This is a genomic window from Streptococcus mitis (assembly GCF_000722695.1).
GTDB classification, from domain to species: Bacteria; Bacillota; Bacilli; order Lactobacillales; family Streptococcaceae; genus Streptococcus; species Streptococcus mitis_O.
The window spans coordinates 37,901-60,843 of record NZ_JPFU01000005.1 but is presented as its reverse complement, the minus strand read 5'-3'; the positions used below and the strand labels follow the sequence as shown (position 1 = coordinate 60,843).

Below are 22,943 nucleotides of genomic sequence, written 5' to 3'. Positions count from 1 at the left end.
CACCACATGAGAAACTTGTAAATGTATTGAAGTATTGCGATCTGTTCGCTCCTTTCTAATAATCTTCAGCAAGCCACTGCATGGCTTTTTGATAAATACTAGGCTTTACTTCGCCACCGTCTCGGATTTTGCGATAGGTAACTTGTGAAACCCCTATTTCTTCGCCTGCTTGCTTTGCGGTCAATTTCTTGTCTGCTTGCTTTCGGCGAATCGCTTTTGCTTGTGTTGAGGTAATAAGCAATGAAGTTCCCCCTTTCTTTTCTAACATTTTTGTTAGTTCTTCTGTATTCTACTAAATAAAATGTTAATTGTCAAGAATTTCTAACATTTTTGTTAAAGATTTATTTTTTGTGTTATAATTATTTTGAGGTAATATAAGATGAACAAATTACAAGAATTACGAAAGAGTAAAGGGGACACCCAAAAAACACTTGCTGAACTTCTTGGAGTATCAGAGATGACTATATCCCGTTGGGAAAAAGAAAAAGAATTAAAAATTAAATATGAATATACACAAAAACTAGCTGACTACTTCGGGGTAAGCGTTGGGTATTTGTTGGGGCATGAGGATTATAAAACTATTCAAAATGATGCACTTGGTAGCCATAAAAATATGGTAAAATTATTACATACTAACCCAGATTCTAAAAATATAATTTCAGTGTACGATGAGACTAATCGAAAAAACGGGAAGTGGATTTTATCTGTTTTTGTAAAAGCTGATAATCTTCCCATAATCGAACAAGATATTAAGGATCTTATTCTTAAAGAGTGTAAAAAAACTCACTCCGAAGATTATGACGAAAAAATATATGGGACTCTTTCTGATAATATTTCAAGAATCTACATAGCTCTTGGACAATTGCCAATACTTTTTAAAGATTTTTTTGGTTCTTTTCTATCCCTTCCAACATCTGATAAAAAAATCGTTATGCAACTAGTAAATAGTCTATACGAAAAAAATAGAGGTATAGGTATCATAGAAGAGCATCCTGATAAAAAATAATTTGAAAATTACTTAGAATTATCTGATAAAAAACTAAAAAAGAGTAACCCCCCATAGGATTTTTTGACACTGAATCAAGAAACCTTACAGAATTGGAAGATGTTATCAATAAACAAGCTTCAAAAGGTTATCGCCTACATATCGCCAATGGTGGAAGCAAAGGAGTAAGTGGTGGAGACCGCATTCAGGCTACAATGGTTTTTGAGAAGTTCTATAAAAATCCACCATCTTTTATCAGAAAACATCAGCATATAGGAGGCTACTTATGAAAAAATTACTAGGCACGTCAGCTATTTTACTTTCTGCTACCCTTCTAGTAGCTTGCTCTAACAATCAATCAACTACCAAAGATAGCTCGGAGCAACCAAAAACGGAGCAAAAAAATACTACTTCAACAAACACAAAAGCCAAAGTAGATAACAGTAAATACGACAATCTAATTTCTGAAATCAAATCAAAATTAGATCCTGAATCAACTGGCGCAATAAGCGTAAAAATTCAAAATAACGTAATCGATTCAGATTCATCCGAACCGCATGATACAATTATGATTTTGCTAACTGGAACGGCTAAAGATAACGCAAAAGAGACTATGGCCGCAATCAATTCAAATTCTGCTACAACTAATCAGCAAAATGCAATTACCGTATTTCGGATGTCTATATCTGAGTTTGCTAAAAAATTACCAGACGACAATACTACTCTTTCCCTTGGATATGAAAAATCCGCTGATCAATACGACTTAATCGCAAAATCTTCAAAACAAAAAGATTTTATCCCTGTTGGAGAAATCATCGTAAATTAAAAAACTCCCCCATATTCGCCAATAGCGCCCCTATTTCTAAGGTCTATTGTGCAAAAACAGGGGAAATTGAAGAATAGAAAGCCAATTTTACAGACTAAAGTGCAAAAAACGACAAATTTGACAAATAGAGATGACTAATATCTTCTAAACCATCGGCGAAATCGTGGGCATATATAGAGGGAATTAAAATGAACAAAGAAAATCCATATTTTGAACAAACCAAACAAAACTACATAGAAGTTGAAAAACTCTATAAACTTGGTAAAGCAAAGCATACATCTTCTAAATACAGATTTCTTGCACCAGCAGTTAAAAGACAATCTGAACAATTCTTATTTGAAGCCAAGACTCAAAAAAGAAAATATTGGAAATTCAGTCGTGGTTCTCTGGTATTCGTAGAGTTCGGTGTAAATATAGGCGGAGAATTATCAAATAATCATTGGGCTATTGTCTTAGACAAAGTAGATAGTCCCTATAAAAAAACACTTACAGTAATTCCTCTAACATCTAAAAATCAAATAGATACTGTACTCATAGACGAAGTCATTGCAGAATATCCTTCTATTTTGCTTGATGAATATATTGAAAAATTACACAAAGAATTATTTGCCTACCTAAAATATTTAGATTCCAATAATGCAATTACTGAAGCTGCCTTATCGGATGTCTACCAAGCTTATACAGAACAATTTTCAAACGAAATAATTCAACCTAAGATAATAGACGATGATAACCTTAAACGGACACAATCAGAAATAAATGACGTTATTGAATTAACTCAATACTACAAAAAATACATTAAGCGTTCTTATGCCAAGTGTAATAACCTTCAAACAATCAGCAAAGATAGAATTTTAAAGAAAAATAGATTAGATCCAATCGGAAAAATGAAAGTATCTGATAACACATTGGACAAAATTAACGAAAAGTTAAAAGAATTATACCTTTTCTAATCTCTTGACATTTTTTAATAATTATATTACAATACAGCTATTAGGAGTTTAGCTCCATAAAGTTTACATTTGGATTTTAGATCCATAACGTGATAGTAGCCGTATTTGATACGGCTACTTTTCTTTTTATATTCTAGTAAACATAACTTAAAATAAAAAACTCCCCCATATTCGCCTTGTTTTCTATTCTGGTACAATTTACCGTCCGACTGCTTAAAATCGAAAATAGGGGCATTCTCGTAGCTCCTCGCATGGTATAAACTCAAAACCTTTTCTAATTGCTTGCCTGCTGATGGAAAAGGAGTAAAACCATGAAGATTACAGAGTACAAAAAGAAAGATGGATCAGTAGTTTACCGTTCCAGCATTTATCTTGGTATCGATACCGTAACAGGTAAGAAAGTCAAGACAACTATTTCAGACAGAACCAAGAACAGACTCAAAAGCAAGGCTATCCAAGCCAAGGTAGAGTTTGAAAAAAACGGCTCAACAGTCACAAAAACCGTTAATGTTACCACCTATCAGGAATTGACGAACCTCTGGCTAGAAAATTATTGCCATACAGTCAAACATAGCACTCTTATAGGAGCAAAAAACAACATAAAAAAGTATCTCCTACCAGCCTTTGGAGACTACAAGCTGGATAAGCTGACGCCCCCAATCATTCAGCACCAGGTAAACCAGTGGGCAATAGATTATAACCAACTAGGGAAAGGTTATCAGCAATATAATCAACTCCATGCCCTAAATAAACGCATATTATCCTATGCCGTTTCCTTGCAAGTCATTGCTTCAAATCCATCTAGTGATATCATCGTCCCACGTCGCAAACCCAAAGAAGGGCAAAAACTGAAATATCTGGATGACGACAATTTGAAAAAATTCTTAGATTATCTGGATCAGTTGCCAAACACTTATAAAAATTTCTCCGATACGGTGTTATATAAGACACTTCTAGCGACTGGTTTGCGTATTCGTGAGTGTTTAGCCTTGAAATGGTCTGATATTGACTTACAAAACGGTAGCATTTCAGTTACCAAGACTTTAAACACCCTCAAGGAAATCACTAGCCCTAAAAGTAAAAGTAGCATTAGAGAAATAGCACTGGATACCAAAACGGTACTCATGCTTCGGCTCTATAAAGCAAGACAATCCCAAATAGGTAGGGAAATAGGGGTAACTTTTGAAAAAGTGTTCTCTGATACCTTTGACAATTATAGAGAAGCTGGAGCGCTCAGATTCAGACTAGAAAAGCATTTAAAACTGGCTGGATGTCCTCGTTTGAGTTTCCACGCTTTCCGACACACCCACGCTAGTCTATTGCTTAATGCTGGCCTGCCTTATAAAGAAATCCAAACACGGCTAGGCCATTCTAAAATTTCAATGACTATGGACATCTATAGTCACCTATCCAAAGACAATAAGAAAAAGGCGACTTCCTTTTATGAAAAAGCCATTGAGAATCTACAAAGTTCCTAAAAAGTTCTTAAAATTCATCATTAAGAGACAAAAAACGGCTATATCAAGGGGTTTCAGCTTTTTATCACATTTTGAGTTATAATAGAACTATGAAAATCACAAAACTTGAAAAGAAAAAAAGACTCTATCTGATGGAGCTTGATAATGGCGACAAATGCTACATTACTGAAGATACTATTGTTCGTTTTATGTTATCGAGAGATAAGGTGATAAGCCAAGAAGAATTGAAAGAGATTCAGGACTTTGCCAAATTTTCTTACGGTAAGAATCTAGCCCTCTACCACCTATCCTTTAAAGCTCGCACTGAAAAAGAAGTCAGAGAATATCTGAAAAAATATGATATTGATGAAAACATTGTTTCTCAAGTCATTATTAATCTTAAAGAAGATAAGTGGATTAATGATGGTCAGTACGCTTATGCTATCATCAATGCCAATCAACTTTCAGGAGACAAGGGACCTTATGTACTGACTCAGAAATTAGCACAAAAAGGAATTTCAAAAGCTACTATAGAAGAGATCTTGAAAGAATTTGATTTTTTGGAAGTCGCTCAACGTATAGCTAATAAACTATTGAAAAAATATGAAGGAAAACTTCCATCTCGCGCCTTGCAAGATAAGATAATCCAAAATCTGACCAACAAGGGATTCTCTTACTCTGATGCTAAAAGTGCCTTTGACGAATTGGATAGTCAAGTTGATGGAGAAACGACTCAGGAACTCATCTTCAAGGAACTTGACAAGCAATATGCTAAGTATGCCCGCAAATATGAAGGATACGAACTTAAACAGCGTTTAACTCAAGTTTTAGCACGAAAAGGCTACGATTTTTCGGATATAGCAAGCGCTCTCAGAGAATATCTTTAATATTTTCATGTAAAATTCACAGATTTTAGGTAATTTTATGGTACAATAGTAAACGATAAACTTATAAATTGTAGAAAGTTGGTTAGTTATGAAGCTTCCAAAAGAAGGCGACTTTATTACAATTCAAAGTTATAAGCATGATGGGAGTCTCCACCGAACTTGGCGGGACACCATGGTACTAAAAACAACAGAAAACGCCATTATTGGTGTCAACGATCATACACTTGTTACCGAAAGTGATGGTCGTCGTTGGGTCACTCGAGAACCGGCTATTGTTTACTTTCACAAGAAATATTGGTTTAATATCATTGCCATGATTCGTGATAATGGAACTTCCTACTATTGCAATATGGCTAGCCCCTACTATCTGGATGAAGAAGCACTGAAGTATATTGATTACGATTTGGATGTTAAAATTTTTACAGATGGGGAAAAACGTCTCTTGGACGTTGAGGAGTATGAGCGCCACAAACGCAAAATGAATTATTCTGATGACTTGGACTATATTTTAAAAGAACATGTCAAAATTCTTGTTGATTGGATTAACAATGGACGTGGTCCTTTCTCAGAAGCCTATGTAAACATTTGGTACAAGCGCTATGTAGAACTAAAGAATCGGTAAAGTTGTCAAAGGTCAGGAGCAAAATCCTGACCTTGTTTTTTGGTAGTGTAAAATAAATTGTGTAAAAACAAAAAAGGAATAAATCCATTATAGCAGAGTTACAACACCTTACTAGAAAGAGATTTATGCAGAATTTGTAAAATATATAAAACAAATAGATATACTGTTATTTTTTAATGTCTCTGTTCCTTGTAAGTTTACAACAAACTTATATCGTTTAATACAAAAAATACGAAGATGATTAGTATCAAAAATACAGGTCAACTTCGTATCAAAAAAATTTTTTTGTATTTCCACATAGCATCAATCATTTAGCACAACATTTTAAAAACAATATCTCGACAGAGAAAATGGTGTTTAATCTACCAGCTCATTTAATCGTTTTTGAAAATATAAAGCAATATTTTTAGACTCAATAAACTCAAAATATTTAATAACATTTTGCATTTGCTTAATTCCAGATTCTTTAGATTCAGTCAGATATATTTTATATCCTTCTACAAATTTGAATGTAGATTTTTCAAAAACTTTTGTGTCATCTTTTAATAATTTTTTTAATTTCATTTCAAAGTAGTCTGCATATATTAGATGTGAATTTTCAAGGCAACAGAACCAAAAATTTAAACAAGCTGACACAACTAAATTTCTATTCTTACCGATTTTTTCGTAATAATGTGTACGCTCTAGTATTTCTTTTCCAACTCTGTAAATATAATCTATTTCAAAAAGATGATATAAATTACCAATCAGTGTTATCTCATAGGACTCCCATCGTTCCTTCTGGAATAAATAGTCATATACTAAATTTAGATCATCTTTACTAACTACATGATTACAATCTATCTGATTTAATAATCCCTGAACCATAATTGTATTTATTTTATGAGTTTTTTCCCCACTCTTCTCAAAAAGCTTTTGTTGCTCATTTTTTATTACCTCCAATCCTTTAGTATTCAAACTATAAAAATTTGGAGATAAATTAACCAAAAAATCATCACGCTCCGATCTTTTATAATGTTCTAGATGATTACAAAAATTCTCTATCGAAACATTGATATTTGATAATAATTCAAAAAATGTTGAAAGAGAAATTTCATTTTCTCCCCTTTCAAATCTAGAAAGTTGAGATTTTGATATAGAATAAGCTGCAGCATACTCTAAAGAATATCCGTTTAATTTTCTAAAATATCGAAAAGCTTCTCCGTAATTTTTCACACTTTCATTCCCTTAACTTTCTTTTCGAGCGATAAACATACCATATTCTTTAGGAATGATTAACATACCATTATTAAACTCACTTTCCAATCTTTTACGTATTATTTCCTCTTCTAGTGAACCTATTTCTGAAATTCCTTTAAACGATTGGATGTATTTAACTAGGTCATCTATACTAGTTACCTGTAACTCATCATCATAGAGTAATGTATCGACAGAGTTAAAATACCTACTCAGGTACCTTTTACCATTTTGTAAAGTAAACCTTTTATTTTCTAAATCTTGATTAACCTCATCTTTAAATAAATTTGCTAAATAATTTACAACTCCATTTTCACCAAATGTAGCACAGTAAAAAATGCCTTCGGTTTTTAAGACCCTATTCACCTCAGAGAGAGCTTTAGGAATATCATTCACATGATGTAGAAGCATATTAGCAATAACAATATCAAAAGTTTCATTCTCAAAAGAAATCTTTTGAATATCCATTATCTCATAGTTGACATTGTCTCTATTTCCAATAACTGACTTCGTTGATTTTACCATATCTTTAGAAAAATCTGTAACAATCAACTGTTTCATTTTATCTATAGAATCACTATTACTTTTCCATAGTTCTCCTGTACCACATCCCAATTCTAGAATCTTTACTTCATCAGTGATTTGGTAGTTAGAAAATATCCAATTATTAAATCCCAATTTATTTTTTGAATACTTCTTATGCAATTCTACTCGAATATCAAGATTATCATGACTTTTATATTGTTCAATTACTTTATCAATCATTTTAAATGACCTCCACTCTATAATTTGACATTATATCACAAGAATAAACACAGCGTTAAATAAGTTGTATAAATGCAAAAAAGGAATATTCCGTTATAGCAGAGTTGTAACACATTTCTATAAAGAAATTTATTCCTACGACTCAGTTTGGCATGCTTAACTTCCTAACTCAAAAACAAAGCAGCGATTAATTTATCCGTTCTTCTTTTGAAACAAATTTGAACTGATAATTGCTCGTTTTAATTTAAAAAGCTCGTTTGAGCAAAACTTCATTTTTTAAGAGTCCAAGGCTTGTTGAAGACTCACAAGCCTTGGACTAGAAATTCAAAAATTAGTCCAACGATTTCTATCTACCGCTTTTCTACTAGCAAAAAAACTGCCGTGAGACAAGTTTTCGTTTATGTATCTAATTTAGTGACAGTAAATTTGATGTGGGAATAGTCTTTTTCAACATCCTTATCCAGCAAGAAAGTTGTAGCATCCTTCTTAACCTGAACCAGATCAATATTCTGAGCTTGGGCTGCATAGACGCATCCACAATAACATTGACGATAGATATCATACTCTTCACACATCTCCACTGAACGTTTGTAGCCTTGATTTTTCTTGAAATCACTTGGAAGATAGTGGGTTGTATAAATTTTTTGCACATCGATTCCGATGCTATTAATGGTTTGAGAATTCTTATGAGGACTGATGGTCAAGGCTGAGCCAAAGTAGTCAAATCCCAAGTCCATAGCCACTTGAGCTGTCTTATCCAGTCGGTAGTCAAAGCAAACCTTGCAACGGTCGCCACCTTCTGGCTCCTCCTCTAATCCTCTAACTAGTTTTCGGTATTCATTGGGTTCGTAGGGAGCTTCTAGGTACTGAACCGTATTTCCTGTCCGCTCATTAAAATCACTGACAAATTTCTTGGTGACGTAAGCCCGCTTATGGTATTCTGCTTTGGGATGGATATTAGAATTGGCAAAATAGATGGTCACGTCTGCATACTTAGTCAAATATTCTAGAGTATAGGTACTGCAAGGGGCACAGCAAACATGCATGAGAATAGTTGGGCGCTGCTCATTTTTCTCCCATACTTGTACCATTTTCTGCATGACACGGTCATAATTAATCTTCTGATTGGGGTTCATCTTGCTCAGAATTTCTTCTACATCAATCATGTTCTTCTCCTTTTTCTAGTCTTATTTTATCATATAAGTTAGGAGAGCTCAAATCAATTTAGAAGTGAATAGCATAAAAAGGAGGAATACCCATTCCCTCCTTTTGTGTTTTTTATAAGTTGTTTTCTATGGGAATCTTACATCATGCCGCCCATCATGCTTGGATCCATTGCTGGAGCTGGGGCTGCTGGTTCTGGTTTATTGGCTACGACTGCTTCTGTAGTCAAAATCAAGCTGGCTACAGATGCTGCATTTTGTAGGGCTGAACGACTCACTTTAACTGGGTCAATGATACCTTGATCAATCATGTTGACCCACTCGCCAGTTGCTGCGTTGAAACCTATACCAAGCTCAGCATTCTTCAAACGATCGATAACGATAGATCCTTCAAATCCTGCATTGTGGGCGATTTGACGAACAGGTTCTTCCAAGGCACGGAGCACAATATTGCGTCCTGTCGCTTCGTCTCCTGTCAATTCCAAATCAGCCACGGCTGGGATAACATTTACAAGGGCTGTTCCACCACCTGCAACGATTCCTTCTTCAACAGCTGCACGAGTAGCGTTGAGGGCATCTTCGATGCGGAGTTTCATTTCTTTTAACTCAGTTTCAGTTGCGGCTCCGACCTTAATAACCGCTACACCACCTGACAATTTTGCCAAGCGTTCTTGCAATTTTTCGCGGTCAAATTCAGATGTTGTAGTTTCGATTTGAGACTTGATAACCGCAACACGGTGAGAAATCGCTTCAGGATTTCCAGCACCTTCTACGATAACAGTGCTGTCTTTGTCCACAGTTACTCTCGCTGCTTGACCAAGTGCTTCAATTGTAGCATCTTTCAACTCAAGACCAAGGTCTTCTGTGATAACTGTTCCGCCTGTCAAGATGGCGATATCTTCGAGCATGGCTTTGCGTCGGTCACCAAAGCCGGGTGCCTTGACTGCTACTACGTTGAAGGTTCCACGAATCTTGTTCAATACAAGAGTCGGAAGAGCTTCGCCATCCACATCATCCGCAATAATCAAGAGGGGACGATTGCTCTGGAGAATGCTTTCGAGGAGTGGCAAGATTTCTTGGATATTTGAAATCTTCTTATCAGTAATCAAGATATATGGATTTTCAAGGTCAGCCACCATTTTTTCGCTATCTGTCACCATGTACTGTGAAAGGTAACCGCGGTCAAACTGCATTCCTTCCACAACTTCAAGTTCTGTTTCCATACCACGTGACTCTTCGATAGTGATGACACCGTCTTTACCAACTTTTTCCATGGCTTCAGAGATATATTCGCCTACTTTTTCAGAACGAGAAGACACGGCAGCAACCTGAGCAATAGCTTCTTTGTTGGCAACAGGGATGGCATTATTTTTCAAGGCTTCTACTGCTGCGGCAACTGCTGCTTCAATTCCACGACGAATACCGATTGGATTTGCGCCTGCTGTGACATTTTTGATTCCTTCGCGGACGATAGCTTGGGTCAAAACAGTTGCAGTTGTAGTCCCGTCACCTGCGATATCGTTGGTTTTTGAAGCTACTTCTGATACCAATTTGGCCCCCATATTTTCAAAATGATCTTCTAATTCAATTTCTTTGGCAATGGTCACACCATCATTGGTAATCAAGGGTGAGCCAAATGATTTTTCCAACACAACGTTACGACCTTTTGGCCCCAAGGTTACTTTAACAGTATCTGCAAGGATATCGACACCACGAACCATGGCTGAACGAGCATCCGATGAAAATTTAATTTCTTTTGACATACTTACTTTCTCCTTCTATTCTTCAATGATAGCCAAGATGTTCGCTTCGCCTACGATGATGTACTTTTCATCGCCATCTTTGACATCAAGACCTACGTGAGCTTCAACTAAGACACGATCTCCAACCTTGACACTTGGGGCAACCAAGTCACCGTTCAAGGTACGAACCCCTTGTCCAGTAGCTACAACTTGGGCTGTTTTGGTTTTTTCTTGGGCTGAGCCTGCAAGGACAAAACCTCCAACAGTTTGTTCTTTTTCTTCGATTTTTAAGACCACACGGTCTCCTAATGGTTTCAACATCTGATTTCCTCCATAATGAGATAGATATCATTAGCACTCTTTACACTTGAGTGCTAATTCATAGTTCTATTGTATCACTTGGTCAGAAATAGTCAAGAAAAAAGTCTGACTTTGGCAAGATAAAAAGCCTGAGACCAACTCAGACTTTTCAATGCTTAAAATGGCAATTCTTCCTCTTCCAAGACTAGATCTGCCAAGTCTTGCCCTGCGTTATTTTCTCGCATAGCACGTTGGGCGCGGCTTTCCAAGAGTTGGAATCCTGTGACAAGTACTTCGGTCACATAATTCATTTGACCATTTTTCTCAAAACGACGAGTACGCAATTCCCCATCAACGGAAATGAGACTACCTTTGGTTGCGTAGCTTGCCAAGGTTTCTGCTAGTCTACCCCATAGGACCATATTTACAAAATCGGCTTCACGTTCACCGTTTTGATCTTTGTAACGACGGTTCACAGCAATAGTTGCTCGCGCTACCGACTTGTCATTGTTGGTTTTGTGCAATTCTGGTGTAGACGTTAAACGCCCAATCATGATAACTTTATTATACATATTTTCTTCCTCCTACTTATCTATTCGCAGGAAATCAAAAAAAGTTACAGAAATTTGTAACTTTTCGAGAAAATTTTTTATTTTTTATGAACCATGAAACCTGTCGCCTGTTGATTGGCCATAATGGTCATATCTGTAATCTGCACACGGCGAGGTTGACTGGTCACATAGACCACTGTGTCTGCAATATCCTGAGCTTGCAAGGCTTCGATTCCCTGATAGACCGCCTCAGCACGCTCTTTGTCACCATGAAAACGAACTGTAGAGAAATCTGTTTCGACAATCCCTGGCTGAATGGTAGTCACCTTGATATCCGTTGCGATGGTATCAATTCGCAGTCCATCTGAAAAAGTCTTAACCGCTGCCTTGGTGGCTGAGTAAACAGCTGCACCCGCATAGGCATAGATTCCTGCGGTCGACCCCATATTGATAATATGACCTTGATTGGCTTTTACCATTGTTGGCAAGAAACAGCGAGTGACTGCCATCAAACCTTTGACATTGGTATCCAACATGGTCAACATATCCAACTCTTCATAGTCCTGATAAGGTGCTAAGCCTAGAGCTAGTCCGGCGTTATTGACCAAGATGTCAATCTGCCCTATCATTTCTAGAATATCGGAGCAGACCATCTTTACCATGTCCATATCCGTCACATCTAATGAAAAGGTCCAGACGGTTTGATTTGGAAAGACTTCTGCAAACTCTGACTTGAGGGCTTCTAGTCTGTCTATCCGTCGTCCAGTTAGAACGACATTCTCACCCTGCTCCAGATAAGCACGCGCAATCGCTTCACCAATTCCTGATGTCGCTCCTGTAATCACTACATTTTTTGCCATCTTATTTCCTTCTATCTGGTCTATCAGATATTAACAACTTCTTAGACAGTCCAGTGTTTGGCTGGGTCAAATGGTGTTCCAACAACTTGGTCTTCTGATAATTCAATAACTCCACGTTTTTGCGGAGCATTTGGCAGATGCAATTCACGAGGACTGCACATCATCCCAAAACTCTTTTCACCACGAAGCTCGCCTGGGAAAATGAGATTGCCTTTTGGCATCATAGCTCCCGGAAGAGCCACAATGGTTTTCAACCCAACACGCGCATTGGGAGCCCCTGCAACGATTTGCACTGTCTTGTCACTTGCGACTGCAACTTGGCAGATGTTGAGGTGATCACTATCAGGATGGGCTACCATCTCAACAATTTCACCCACAACAAACTTAGATTCCTTGTCATTGATGATTTCTTCTGTAAAACCTTCCGCCTGCAACTCTTGGTTCAAACGAGCGACTTGCTCATCTGTCAAAAAGACTTGACCACGCTCAGCAATTTCAAACAAACTTGAAACTTCGAAAATATTCCAAGCCACTGTTTCCCCATTCTCTTTGAGAAAAACACGGGCTATCTTGCCTTTGCGTTCCACATCCAGTTTGGCATCTCCGCTATTTTTCACGATGACCATAAGGACATCACCGACATGTTCTTTGTTATATGTAAAAATCATTGTTTCCTTTTTCTCCTATTTCAATCCTGCTAAAAAGTCATTAATTTGTTGCTTACTTTTACGGTCGCGATTAACAAAACGGCCGATTTCCTTGTCCTTTTCTAGAACAACAAGGCTAGGAATCCCGTAAACATCCCAGAGTTTGGCCAAATCCATGTACTGGTCTCGATCCACTCGAATAAAGGTGAACTCTGGATTGGTCTCCTCAATCTCTGGTAAGGCAGGATAAATATAACGACAATCGCCACACCAGTCTGCTACAAAAAGGAAAACCTTCTTGCCATCTTTTTCTACTAAAGATGCCAATTCTTCTAAACTTGCTGGTTGTATCATAAGACTTCCTCCTCATAGACTAGATCTTCATTTTCATAGACAAAGGTATAATGACGGCCATCCTCAAAAATGACACCGCCAACCAAGCTCTCTAGACTGCTTTCATAAACTTGAACATAGAGGGTCGCAATTCCCCCCATGTCTGAAAAATGGTCTCGTACAATCGCTGTCAACTCTTCCTGAGTCTTCATGAGCTTACGGTCATCTGCAACTTTTTTCGTAGCAAGGGCAAGGCTCCCAATACCAAGCAGAGCCAGACCTGCCATCCACATTTTTTTAGCTTTCATACCATTCATTTTAACACAAAAAACGCCTCAGGACAAATGAGGAAGCAGCAGAAAAGCAAGTAAAAAGCCTCTTCCTTTAAGGAAAAGGACTTCTTATACTTATTGCCAGGCACCTGAGTTGCCAACATAGTAACCATCAGGTGTGTAGGTATTGCGAAGCATCTTACCTGATGAAGCTAGATAATACCACTTGCCATCATCTTTGACCCAATCATTTGCAATCATGGCACCAGAAGAACTTACATAATACCATTCTCCCTTATCATAAACCCAAGTGCTTGCTTTCATGGCTCCTGAAGCTGATAAATAGTACCACTTGCCTTGGTCGTAAAGCCAATCACCAGCAATCATACCTCCTGATGATTTAAAGGCATACCAGTTGTTACCTTGATAGAGCCAAGTTTGATTGAACATGACTCCTTTATCGTTCATAAAGTACCAAGTTCCCTTGTCCTTAACCCAATCGTTCTGCACTAATTGACCTTGTTTTTGATAGTACCAGTTTTGGTTTGATTGTAGCCAGCTTTCTGCTTTCACAATCGGAGAAAGTTCTTTGAAAGATCCTCCATCATATTTATGACTGATAGACTTTAGTTTTTCAAGTTTCAACTCACTATTGTCATAGTCTGCCCAAGCATAGACTTTTTGACCATTGACAGTATCTGGTAAGTTAGCAGTGTAAGTCTTGGTTTGATAATCCCATTTAGCATCGAGGTAAGTGTATTGATTATTTGATTCTTCAATACGATAGTAACCTCTCTTTCCACTATCATTATGAATATCATCCACAACTTTCGTTGACCAGGTCTTGACTTCATTTCCACTCTTAGCCTCGACCTTGATATCTCCTCTATAGCCATATGGAACATAGAAATTCAGATAACGACCTTCTACGCCCATCATAGACTTGTCCCTTTCTTGACCTAGGAAATTGACAGTCTGATCCTGACCATTGAGACTAACCGTCCACTCGATTTTCTCATTTTTTGGCAAATCCAATACTTTAATATCCACTTCATGGCCATTATTAAATCGAAGAATCTTGCCATCTTGATACTGAACTCCACATTTAACAACCCATTCTTCTTCCAATTCGAATGCTTTTCCTGAATGAGGAAAAACCAGTAAAGCTAAACCTGCTAGAGACAAACCAAATAGTGTGATTTTTTTCATTGTAAATCCTCCTTAACTTTTGTTATGTTAATTATATCACTATGTTTTTATTTTGCAAATCTTATCCTAAATATGCTAGCAAAAAACCTCTGAGATTCTTCTCAAAGGTTCTGATTTGGCTAATTACTGTTCTCAACTGCTGCAGTGACAAAAGCAGTATAGAGTTCTTCTGGGCGGTTTGGACGACTTGAAAGTTCAGGATGATACTGACAAGCCACAAAGAATTTATTTTCAGGAATTTCCACAATTTCTACCAGACGATTATCTGGAGAAACTCCTGAGAAGACAAAACCTGCTGCCTCAAACTGCTCACGGAAGGCGTTGTTAAACTCATAACGGTGACGATGACGGCGTTGCACCACTTCTTGATTGTGATAAGCAGCTGCTGCCTTAGAGCCACGTTTCAACTTAGATGGGTAAAGTCCCAAACGAAGGGTTCCCCCCATATCCTCAACATCAATCTGATCACGCATGATATCAATGATAGGGTATTTTGTTTCTGGTGCAAGTTCAGCTGAATTGGCACCTTCGAGTCCTAAAACGTGACGAGCAAACTCGATACATGTCAACTGCATTCCCAAGCAGACTCCCAACATTGGAACATCATTTTCACGCGCATAGCGGATGGCTTGGATTTTCCCTTCCGTACCACGTTGGCCAAAACCTCCTGGTACGATGATTCCGTCCGCATCAGACAAGAGCTCTGCCACATTCTCTGCTGTCACATCATTGGCATTGATCCAATTAATTTTCACTTCTGCATCGTTGGCATAACCAGAGTGTTTCAAGGCTTCAACCACTGAGATGTAGGCATCTTGCAACTCAACATACTTACCGACAAGGGAAATTTTAACTTGTTTTTTCAAGTTCATGACCTTATCCACCATGGCTGACCATTCAGTCATATCTGCTACTGGTGCGTCTAATTTCAAATGGTCACAGACAATTTGGTCCATACCTTGTGCCTGCAAATTCAACGGAATTTGGTAAAGGTGCTCAACGTCCAACGATTCGATAACGGCTTCTGGTGCCACATCACAGAACTGAGCTAGTTTATTTTTAATTCCTTGACCAGCTGGTTGCTCTGTACGAATAACTAACATATTTGGCTGGATTCCCAATCCACGCAATTCTTTGACAGAATGCTGAGTTGGTTTGGTCTTCATTTCACCAGCGGCCTTGAGGTATGGAAGCAAGGTTGTATGGATGTACATAACATTATCCGCACCCACATCTGCCTTCATCTGACGAAGGGCCTCTAGGAATGGCAAGGACTCGATATCTCCTACTGTTCCACCAACTTCTGTGATAATGACATCAGAGTCGGTCGTTAGAGCGGCACGCTTGATTTTTTCTTTCAAAGCATCTGTGATATGAGGAATAACCTGAACAGTTGCCCCAAGGTATTCTCCACGGCGTTCCTTACGAAGCACTTCACTATAAATTTTACCAGTTGTCACGTTGGAATATTTGTTGAGATTGATATCGATGAAACGTTCATAGTGACCCAAGTCCAAATCTGTCTCAGCTCCGTCATCTGTCACAAAAACTTCCCCATGCTGGTAAGGGCTCATAGTTCCCGGATCGATATTGATATAAGGGTCAAACTTTTGAATGGTTACTTTGAGACCACGATTTTTCAAGAGACGGCCCAGACTCGCTGCCACAATCCCTTTCCCAATAGACGATACCACACCACCAGTTACAAAAATATATTTCGTAGACATAGATTCCTCTTTCTAAAATGCTCCAGTCCTTGTTAACTACGAGGGGACATAGAAAACAAGACCCTACTAATAAGAATAATCTGGAACGACTGCACCAGATTCACAACCAATACTCTTCGAAAATCTCTTCAAACCGCGTCAACGTCGCCTTGCCGTAGATATGTGTTCCTGACTTTGTCAGTCTTATCTACAACCTCAAAACAGTGTTTTGAGCAACCTGCGGCTAGTTTCCTAGTTTGCTCTTTGATTTTCATTGAGTATAAAACACAAGAAGATAACTTCTTGAAAAAACAAAAATAGCTCCCTAAGAACTAGGGAGCCCCGACCTCTAAAAGAGGTGCCCAAACAATATGATACCTAAAAATAGGATAATTGTCAATAGCTAACTTTTATTCCTCGATGTTTTCAGTATCATCATCTGAAAACTCGTCGTCTTCTTCGTTGAGATCCACGTCTTCACCCAAGTCATCAGGAGCGATTTCGTTGATTTCTGCATCGTAAGCTTCCACTTCGTTTTTCTCATCATCTGGATTTTCATCATCATATGAAAGAGCTGGATCTGCTTCGTATGCGTCTTCGTCTTCTGGATCATCTGTATTGTAGTCAATAGCATCTGAATCACCATCCATGAAGGCATTGACGCGTTTTTTCTTAGCTTTTGGTGCTACTTCATCGTCATCATTTTCTTCAAGAGCGATAATTTCTTCGTCGATTTCGTCCACACCATACCATGAACGAAGCCCCCATTTGTTGTCTCCAAGTGAGATGAAGCTACCGTCAAAGTTCAACTCTGTGTAGAACAAAGGCAAGGCTTCACGGATATCGCTGTTTGATGTTCCAAGGTAATTTTGAATTTCGTTTACAAGATCGCTAAAATGCATCTCATGATCGCGACCACGAAGTTCCAAGATAGCACGCGCTACCTCAATCATAGATAGTTCACTTTTTTCTTGCCCAGCAAATACTTCTAATTCCAAAGCGTTTCTCCTCATTTATACTACTATCGCCAGAGCGAACAGACTCTGACCTCATTTTATCATTTACTCTTTATTTTACGATAATTTTGTGGAATAGTCAAAGGTTAAGGGGGAGAAAGTGATAGGACTTTTTATTGGCTAACTTCTCAAAGTAACTTCCACTTGCCTTGCCGAAGTGGAAATTAGTCTAAAACGAACTTTTTATTTCTTTGCTACCCATCCGATGGTATCGCTAGGTGGATTTTCAATATCAATCCAGATGAATTCAATCCCGATTTCTCCATTTTTAAACTTAGTCAAACGAATACCGTTGATTTCCAGTTCATTGAGTCGTTGACCTGTCAAGACTTCTCGTTCTTTCAAAATGAAAATCATACATAGAAATTTTTAAAAATTTTCTCTATCGTAAACCTGCCACTAGTTCAGAAACTATATTAGCTGATTCCAAACGTAATATGGTCATTTCATCTACCTTCCCTAATAATGGCATTGCACCATACCAAACAATGGTCTTGTTTACCAAAAGAATAGGCGTGACTATTTTTGATTGAGTAAAAGATACTTTAATTTTCTTGCTCTTCAACTGGTCTAGCCATGCTTTATTTGCAACCGTCTCTGGTATACATATCTCAATTTGACTAATCCTAAATTCTTTTAGAAAATTCATCAGTTTTGTCTGGTGCACATAAGGTAAAATAAGCATACACTGCTGTCTTTCCCCTGCCAAGTCCTCTCTCAGCACATTCTCATATCTACTATCAACATAAACGAATTGTTTCTCCTCACCCTCAATGGCACGATAATCCATCTTTCGATAAGCTACTTGTCGTTTCTGAAACATCTTTTCTAAATAAGGAACATGAATATCCACATAATCGAAAATCCGCACCAAAGACTTATCCTTGTAGTTTCTATGAATCCGACCTGCATACTGAATCAAATTATTTTTCCAAGAAAAGGGCGCTGCCAAGATAAGCGTGTCTAGCTGAGGCAAGTCAAAACCTTCGCCAATGTATTTTCCAGTTGACAACAATACAAACCCTTTATCTAGCTGTTCTAATACCTCCAGTAAACTTGTTCTCTCTCGGGCTTTGGTTTTGCCACTAATAATATAAAAATCATCAACCTCTTTCTCTTTCAATAATTTTTCAAAGAAATCTATCTGTTGAATTCGATTGACTAGAACCAAGATATTCCGCCCTTCTGCCACTTGGTCTAGAATATCCTTGAGAATCATCTGATTCCTCACTGAGTCAGTAGCAATCCAATCACTAAGCTGTATAAAATTACTTGCTTTGGTCTTTTCAATCTCCAAATGACCAAAAGAAGTGAATCTTAATTGCAATTGCCGTTTAAAATCCGTTTCCCTCTTATCAGCAGTATGGAGTATCTCACCAATTCTCTGAAAAACAATAGGCTCATGACCATTCTTACGCTCAGGCGTAGCCGTCAAACCGTAAAGATACTTCCCTCTAAACTGAGAAACAACTTTTTCAAACATCAAGGCAGAGACATGATGACACTCATCCACAATCATCATCTCATACTCATCCAAAAGACTTTGACTATTTTCCAACTTAAATAGAGATTGAATCATAACAACATCAACCAGTTTACTCAGCCATTTCTTAGTCCCACCGTACTGCCCAACATAGCCTATTACCTTTTCACGACCTGATGCCGTATAACGGGTAGCTTTTTCCTCTTCGAAAGTTAAAAAATGGTTTAAACGATCCAGCCATTGGTCTAAGAGTTGCCTATTATGAACTAGGATAATTGTTTTGGTCTTCCGTTCAGAGATGAGAGCAGTACCTAAAACGGTCTTCCCAAAACCAGTCTCTGCATAGAGTAAACCATTTTCTTTGGAAATCATATCTGACAGGGCTAACTCTTGCTCAAAAGTGAGCTCTCCCTTAAATTCCACTCTAATAGACCTTTGTACCTTTCTCCTATCTTCCACAGATACCTGCTTAAATTTATCTTGCAATGGATACAGCAAGCCTCTTGGCAGCCATAAATAATGATCGGATTCTCCAAATAAATACATTCGCTCAGGGATTTGATAGGTTGGCTGTCGCATAGCCTGCTTTAAATAAAATTCGGGATTAGAAAATGAAGCCATATTTTTCAAGAAAAACAGTGTCTTGGGTGTCACAGACGATTTTTCAAGTTGGATCATATTGGATAAGACGACCTTCAACTCCTTATCCAATTCTTGCTTGCCTAACTCCTCTTGGATTAACAGTGCCACTTTAGCAGTTGAAACCCTCTGAATTTCTTGTAGATACCTCCATTGGTCTTCATAAGGCTGAAAATGTTCATCCACAAAGACCGTTCGCCCTTGATGATAAGCTTCTCCTTGAAAAGGAAGGGCAATCAAATTACCAAATCCACCTTTAGGAAGAACATCCTGATTTGGAAACATGCGATCAAAAGAATCAAAGGACAGTTGCATACTTTCCTGCATTGCCAGTTCTAACAGTTTCTTTCCAAACAAGCGAGCCTCTCGACTCGGAATCGCTTCCTCAAAGAAGAACCAAATATGGAGTCCGTGACCCGAACGAGAAATCTCTAGATGGGCTTCCATCTGGCGTTCCCTGGCTATTCTTCGAATGACTAAACCGGCTTCTTTCCAATCTCTTTCATCCAAATCCAGTACCAAAAAATAACAGCTATCATCTAAGTGCATAGGAAAGATACCGATGGCTATCTCCCCACGAAAATGAGATTTTAAAACAGAGTTCGTCAATGTCTGGAAACTCCGTTTTTCAGGCGGCAACTGCTTCCAACCATAATCATAGGAAGGAAAATACTGAATTTTCCCTTGATCATTGATAAAACTCTTAGCATAAACATCAAAACGGCCAGCAAACACGGAGGTAAACAATTGTAATTTTTCTTGCGTCGTCAAGTGACTACTTTGAAGTTGGAACATCTCCTCGAACCGAGAGCGTTCCATAACAAACTGACTCTTGTCTTTAAGACGTTTACACAAGAAAAACTCACTATCCCCATTAAAAGAAGAAAAGACATCAAGTACTTCTACCACAATTCCATCCAAAGACACAAAAACAGCCATAACAATCACCTCCTTGATTCCTATAGGCTGATTATAACAAGAATGTCTGAAATTGTACACGAAAATAAAATCCGAATAGCACTGAAAGTACGAGATAAATAGAGTTTAAACGAGCAATCTATAAAATTAAAAAAACGCATATTATCAAGCGACACTAACACTTTGATGATATACGTTTTCTTATTAGAATATTTACTTCATTTTTGCATAAAATTCAATGTTTACTCAGTATTAGGATTATGAAAAATCGAGGTCTAAATCTAGATACATTTTTTCTGAAGACAAATCATTTTGACCACCGAGCAAGAGATTTTCAAAAAAAGCTGTTAAAAACTCAGGACGTCGCTGTAAAATCTTTGCATTATCTAATACTAAGGCATCACGAAAATACTTGGAATGTTGCTGAAATGGTGTATTATCAATATCAAAACCAAACTCACGAAGATACTGAATCAAAAAGACCGTTACTGTCCGAGTGTTCCCTTCACGAAATGGATGAATCTGCCAGATTCCTGAAATAAAACGCTGGATTTGTTTAACCATATCCGCCTGGGTTAGTGTCGCATATTCAACTTGTCTTTCCTGATTAAAATCATAATCCAAGGTCATTTGAATCATAGAGAAATCAGAGTACACAACACTTTCACTATTCAAAACAGGTTCATTCTTTGTGATATTGGTTTGACGAAATTGCCCCACCGGAATAGAAGCTTCAAATATATCTTGAAACAACTCCTTATGAATAGCAAGTAGGGTCGCAGGGCTGAAGCTAAAGCCTCTTCGAGACAGTAGTTCTACAATACGTAGAGAAACTAAGTCTGCCTCCTCCGTACTTGCATCAATGGTATGATGATAAGCCGTTGCATCTTCATAAACCTGCTCGTAAGTCAGTTCACCTCGAGATTGTTTCTCAGCCAAAGATTCCATATAAGCTGATGGTACTAGATTATCAACCTTCTGTAGGCCAAAACCGATCTGCCATAAGTCACGTTTATCTTCATAAGACAAGTTTGGATCGTCAATGTTGTAAGTTGCTTGCATAGAAAGGTCCTTTCAATTTTCTTCATTACCATTAAATCACGAAATTGGTTGGAAACTGGATAAACTATAAAGTGCCCTCATCTGGAATGTTCTTTGATTGAATAATATGATTATCGAGATATATCTGGATAAATGAACTAATAAGTCTGACGCGCATACTTATCAAATTCATTGGCATACACCACTCTGAACTCGTTGGTCTGTTCAAATCCCAACTCGATTTCCCCAACACCTGAGGAGAATGCTGCAAACTTGTACTTCTAAGAGCGGTTCGAACTTAGAGGGTTTGTTGTGTAGTGAGTTGCTTTCTAAAACATTGATTTTTCTATAAAAATACGAAAGGTAGTATAATAGAAAAACTATTCTTTTTATCAATTAAGGTTGATATTACATTTCTCAATCTTTTGTTTATCACTATTGTATACATCAATATATATTACACCAAAATAATTGGTAGCTATTATTTAAATATAAATTTTATAACAAGAATAAATATTGGAGCAATAACTACACTTATAGAAGAAATAGTGTTAATAAGTGTTGTTTTTATTTTGGACTTGTATACTAAAATCAAACTGCACAATCTTTCAATTAGAGTTTTCAGACTAAAGAATAAGAAGGACAGAACAATTAATGCTACAAGCAATGAAATAAACATTGAGAAATCAGATGAAATAACAGGATATTTTAAAAGCAGTATAAAGCCGTCCTTAATCTCTAAATAAGTAAATAAGTATAAAACGAAAGCTAATATAAAACCTAACGTTTTGATGAGACTTTGCTTATCTAGCAAGTACTTAATAACGACTAAAATAATATAGATTAAGACCATTAATAACACTTGCTTCAAAGTTGAATCAAACGATAAAACTAGATTATCTTTGATTATATTTGTTTCCCAAATCGAAGATATTTTTTTGAGAACACTCCAATCCTTAATAATTAAATTGAAAATAAAAACTAAGAAAATAATCAAAAAAGATACTAGGTATAAATTGTTCGATAAAAATTTTTTGTCTTCTAATCTATCCTTCTCAAGTTTATTGAGTTCATTCTTTAGTTCTATATTTATGTTCTGTGGATTATTAACTTGAATGTAACCATTTTGAATATTTATATCCTTAAAGTCAAAATTTGAATGGTTTTGGTTATTATAATTAGTCACAATAGACTCTATTTGTTTTTTAGCAGAAGAATCACTTTTTATTTGCCATAAAAAAGATAAAACAGGTATCCCGTATGTAATAAAACCGGTCAATATTTCTACTATATTTTTAAAATTCATTTAAATTTTTCTTCTCTTTCTAAAAA

25 protein-coding genes and 1 pseudogene are annotated in these 22,943 nt (G+C 37.2%); 7 read left to right on the top strand and 19 right to left on the bottom strand.

What is annotated here, in order from left to right; all coding sequences use genetic code 11:
- Nucleotides 1-55: 55 nt before the first annotated feature.
- The gene (locus tag SK629_RS02270; protein ID WP_042900417.1) at nt 56-241 is read right to left on the bottom strand and encodes a hypothetical protein; all 186 of its coding nucleotides are present in this window, start codon (nt 239-241) and stop codon (nt 56-58) included.
- Between the two features lie 138 nt (nt 242-379).
- Here SK629_RS02270 and SK629_RS02265 point away from each other — a divergent pair, with 138 nt between their 5' ends.
- The 7 genes from SK629_RS02265 (at nt 380) to SK629_RS02240 (ending at nt 5,730) form a co-directional block, all read left to right on the top strand.
- Nucleotides 380-1,006 carry a helix-turn-helix domain-containing protein gene (locus SK629_RS02265; protein WP_042900399.1) on the top strand — a complete coding sequence of 209 codons (627 nt, stop codon included), beginning with the start codon at nt 380-382 and terminating at the stop codon, nt 1,004-1,006.
- 53 nt (nt 1,007-1,059) lie between these two features.
- Nucleotides 1,060-1,275: a hypothetical protein gene (locus SK629_RS10920; protein WP_050492338.1), complete on the top strand. Its 216-nt coding sequence runs from the start codon at nt 1,060-1,062 to the stop codon at nt 1,273-1,275.
- Nucleotides 1,272-1,811 carry a hypothetical protein gene (locus SK629_RS02260; RefSeq protein ID WP_042900398.1) on the top strand — a complete coding sequence of 180 codons (540 nt, stop codon included), beginning with the start codon at nt 1,272-1,274 and terminating at the stop codon, nt 1,809-1,811. The genes SK629_RS10920 and SK629_RS02260 overlap by 4 nt, the downstream gene beginning before the upstream one ends.
- Before the next feature lie 188 nt (nt 1,812-1,999).
- On the top strand, nt 2,000-2,764 hold the full coding sequence (locus tag SK629_RS02255) for a type II toxin-antitoxin system PemK/MazF family toxin (RefSeq protein WP_042900397.1): 765 nt from the start codon (nt 2,000-2,002) through the stop codon (nt 2,762-2,764).
- A 311-nt stretch (nt 2,765-3,075) separates the two neighbouring features.
- On the top strand, nt 3,076-4,242 hold the full coding sequence (locus SK629_RS02250; RefSeq protein ID WP_042900396.1) for a tyrosine-type recombinase/integrase: 1,167 nt from the start codon (nt 3,076-3,078) through the stop codon (nt 4,240-4,242).
- An 89-nt stretch (nt 4,243-4,331) separates the two neighbouring features.
- Nucleotides 4,332-5,108, top strand: coding sequence for a recombination regulator RecX (gene recX / locus SK629_RS02245; protein ID WP_042900394.1), 777 nt, complete (start codon nt 4,332-4,334; stop codon nt 5,106-5,108).
- An 88-nt stretch (nt 5,109-5,196) separates the two neighbouring features.
- Entirely contained in the window at nt 5,197-5,730 is a 534-nt protein-coding gene (locus tag SK629_RS02240) for a DUF402 domain-containing protein (protein ID WP_000775321.1), read from the top strand.
- 357 nt (nt 5,731-6,087) lie between these two features.
- Here the strand turns inward: SK629_RS02240 and SK629_RS11185 are convergent, their stop codons facing one another.
- The 18 genes and pseudogenes from SK629_RS11185 to SK629_RS02155 form a co-directional block, all read right to left on the bottom strand.
- Complete coding sequence (locus SK629_RS11185; RefSeq protein ID WP_080710173.1) at nt 6,088-6,945, bottom strand: Rgg/GadR/MutR family transcriptional regulator; 858 nt, start codon at nt 6,943-6,945, stop codon at nt 6,088-6,090.
- 12 nt (nt 6,946-6,957) lie between these two features.
- Nucleotides 6,958-7,731, bottom strand: a complete 774-nt coding sequence (locus SK629_RS02225; protein ID WP_042900393.1) for a class I SAM-dependent methyltransferase — start codon at nt 7,729-7,731, stop codon at nt 6,958-6,960.
- A gap of 398 nt (nt 7,732-8,129) precedes the next feature.
- Nucleotides 8,130-8,897 carry an epoxyqueuosine reductase QueH gene (locus SK629_RS02220; RefSeq protein ID WP_042900392.1) on the bottom strand — a complete coding sequence of 256 codons (768 nt, stop codon included), beginning with the start codon at nt 8,895-8,897 and terminating at the stop codon, nt 8,130-8,132.
- A gap of 137 nt (nt 8,898-9,034) precedes the next feature.
- Complete coding sequence (groL, locus tag SK629_RS02215) at nt 9,035-10,657, bottom strand: chaperonin GroEL (RefSeq protein ID WP_042900391.1); 1,623 nt, start codon at nt 10,655-10,657, stop codon at nt 9,035-9,037.
- Between the two features lie 15 nt (nt 10,658-10,672).
- Nucleotides 10,673-10,957 carry a co-chaperone GroES gene (gene groES, locus SK629_RS02210; RefSeq protein ID WP_042900390.1) on the bottom strand — a complete coding sequence of 95 codons (285 nt, stop codon included), beginning with the start codon at nt 10,955-10,957 and terminating at the stop codon, nt 10,673-10,675.
- A 155-nt stretch (nt 10,958-11,112) separates the two neighbouring features.
- On the bottom strand, nt 11,113-11,508 hold the full coding sequence (locus tag SK629_RS02205) for a single-stranded DNA-binding protein (RefSeq protein ID WP_000282467.1): 396 nt from the start codon (nt 11,506-11,508) through the stop codon (nt 11,113-11,115).
- 77 nt (nt 11,509-11,585) lie between these two features.
- Entirely contained in the window at nt 11,586-12,347 is a 762-nt protein-coding gene (locus SK629_RS02200) for an SDR family NAD(P)-dependent oxidoreductase (protein ID WP_042900389.1), read from the bottom strand.
- Nucleotides 12,348-12,388: 41 nt separating this feature from the next.
- Complete coding sequence (gene ytpR, locus SK629_RS02195) at nt 12,389-13,015, bottom strand: YtpR family tRNA-binding protein (protein WP_042900388.1); 627 nt, start codon at nt 13,013-13,015, stop codon at nt 12,389-12,391.
- A gap of 15 nt (nt 13,016-13,030) precedes the next feature.
- A complete protein-coding gene (locus SK629_RS02190; RefSeq protein ID WP_000615777.1) occupies nt 13,031-13,348 on the bottom strand; it encodes a thioredoxin family protein in 318 nt (105 codons plus the stop codon).
- Entirely contained in the window at nt 13,345-13,644 is a 300-nt protein-coding gene (locus SK629_RS02185) for a DUF4651 domain-containing protein (protein ID WP_042900387.1), read from the bottom strand. The genes SK629_RS02190 and SK629_RS02185 overlap by 4 nt, the downstream gene beginning before the upstream one ends.
- Before the next feature lie 90 nt (nt 13,645-13,734).
- Nucleotides 13,735-14,808 carry an N-acetylmuramoyl-L-alanine amidase family protein gene (locus SK629_RS02180; RefSeq protein WP_042900386.1) on the bottom strand — a complete coding sequence of 358 codons (1,074 nt, stop codon included), beginning with the start codon at nt 14,806-14,808 and terminating at the stop codon, nt 13,735-13,737.
- Between the two features lie 119 nt (nt 14,809-14,927).
- The gene (locus SK629_RS02175) at nt 14,928-16,535 is read right to left on the bottom strand and encodes a CTP synthase (RefSeq protein ID WP_042900385.1); all 1,608 of its coding nucleotides are present in this window, start codon (nt 16,533-16,535) and stop codon (nt 14,928-14,930) included.
- 389 nt (nt 16,536-16,924) lie between these two features.
- On the bottom strand, nt 16,925-17,512 hold the full coding sequence (gene rpoE, locus SK629_RS02170; RefSeq protein ID WP_042900384.1) for a DNA-directed RNA polymerase subunit delta: 588 nt from the start codon (nt 17,510-17,512) through the stop codon (nt 16,925-16,927).
- A gap of 201 nt (nt 17,513-17,713) precedes the next feature.
- On the bottom strand, nt 17,714-17,887 hold the full coding sequence (locus tag SK629_RS11170; protein ID WP_080710171.1) for a hypothetical protein: 174 nt from the start codon (nt 17,885-17,887) through the stop codon (nt 17,714-17,716).
- 25 nt (nt 17,888-17,912) lie between these two features.
- On the bottom strand, nt 17,913-20,591 hold the full coding sequence (locus SK629_RS02165; protein ID WP_042900383.1) for a TOTE conflict system archaeo-eukaryotic primase domain-containing protein: 2,679 nt from the start codon (nt 20,589-20,591) through the stop codon (nt 17,913-17,915).
- A 237-nt stretch (nt 20,592-20,828) separates the two neighbouring features.
- Nucleotides 20,829-21,632 carry a Fic/DOC family protein gene (locus SK629_RS02160; RefSeq protein WP_042900382.1) on the bottom strand — a complete coding sequence of 268 codons (804 nt, stop codon included), beginning with the start codon at nt 21,630-21,632 and terminating at the stop codon, nt 20,829-20,831.
- Nucleotides 21,633-21,708: 76 nt separating this feature from the next.
- Nucleotides 21,709-21,925: pseudogene (locus tag SK629_RS11165) on the bottom strand (DNA cytosine methyltransferase); the annotation flags it as partial.
- Nucleotides 21,926-22,092: 167 nt separating this feature from the next.
- Complete coding sequence (locus tag SK629_RS02155) at nt 22,093-22,917, bottom strand: hypothetical protein (protein ID WP_042900381.1); 825 nt, start codon at nt 22,915-22,917, stop codon at nt 22,093-22,095.
- Between the last annotated feature and the right edge of the window lie 26 nt (nt 22,918-22,943).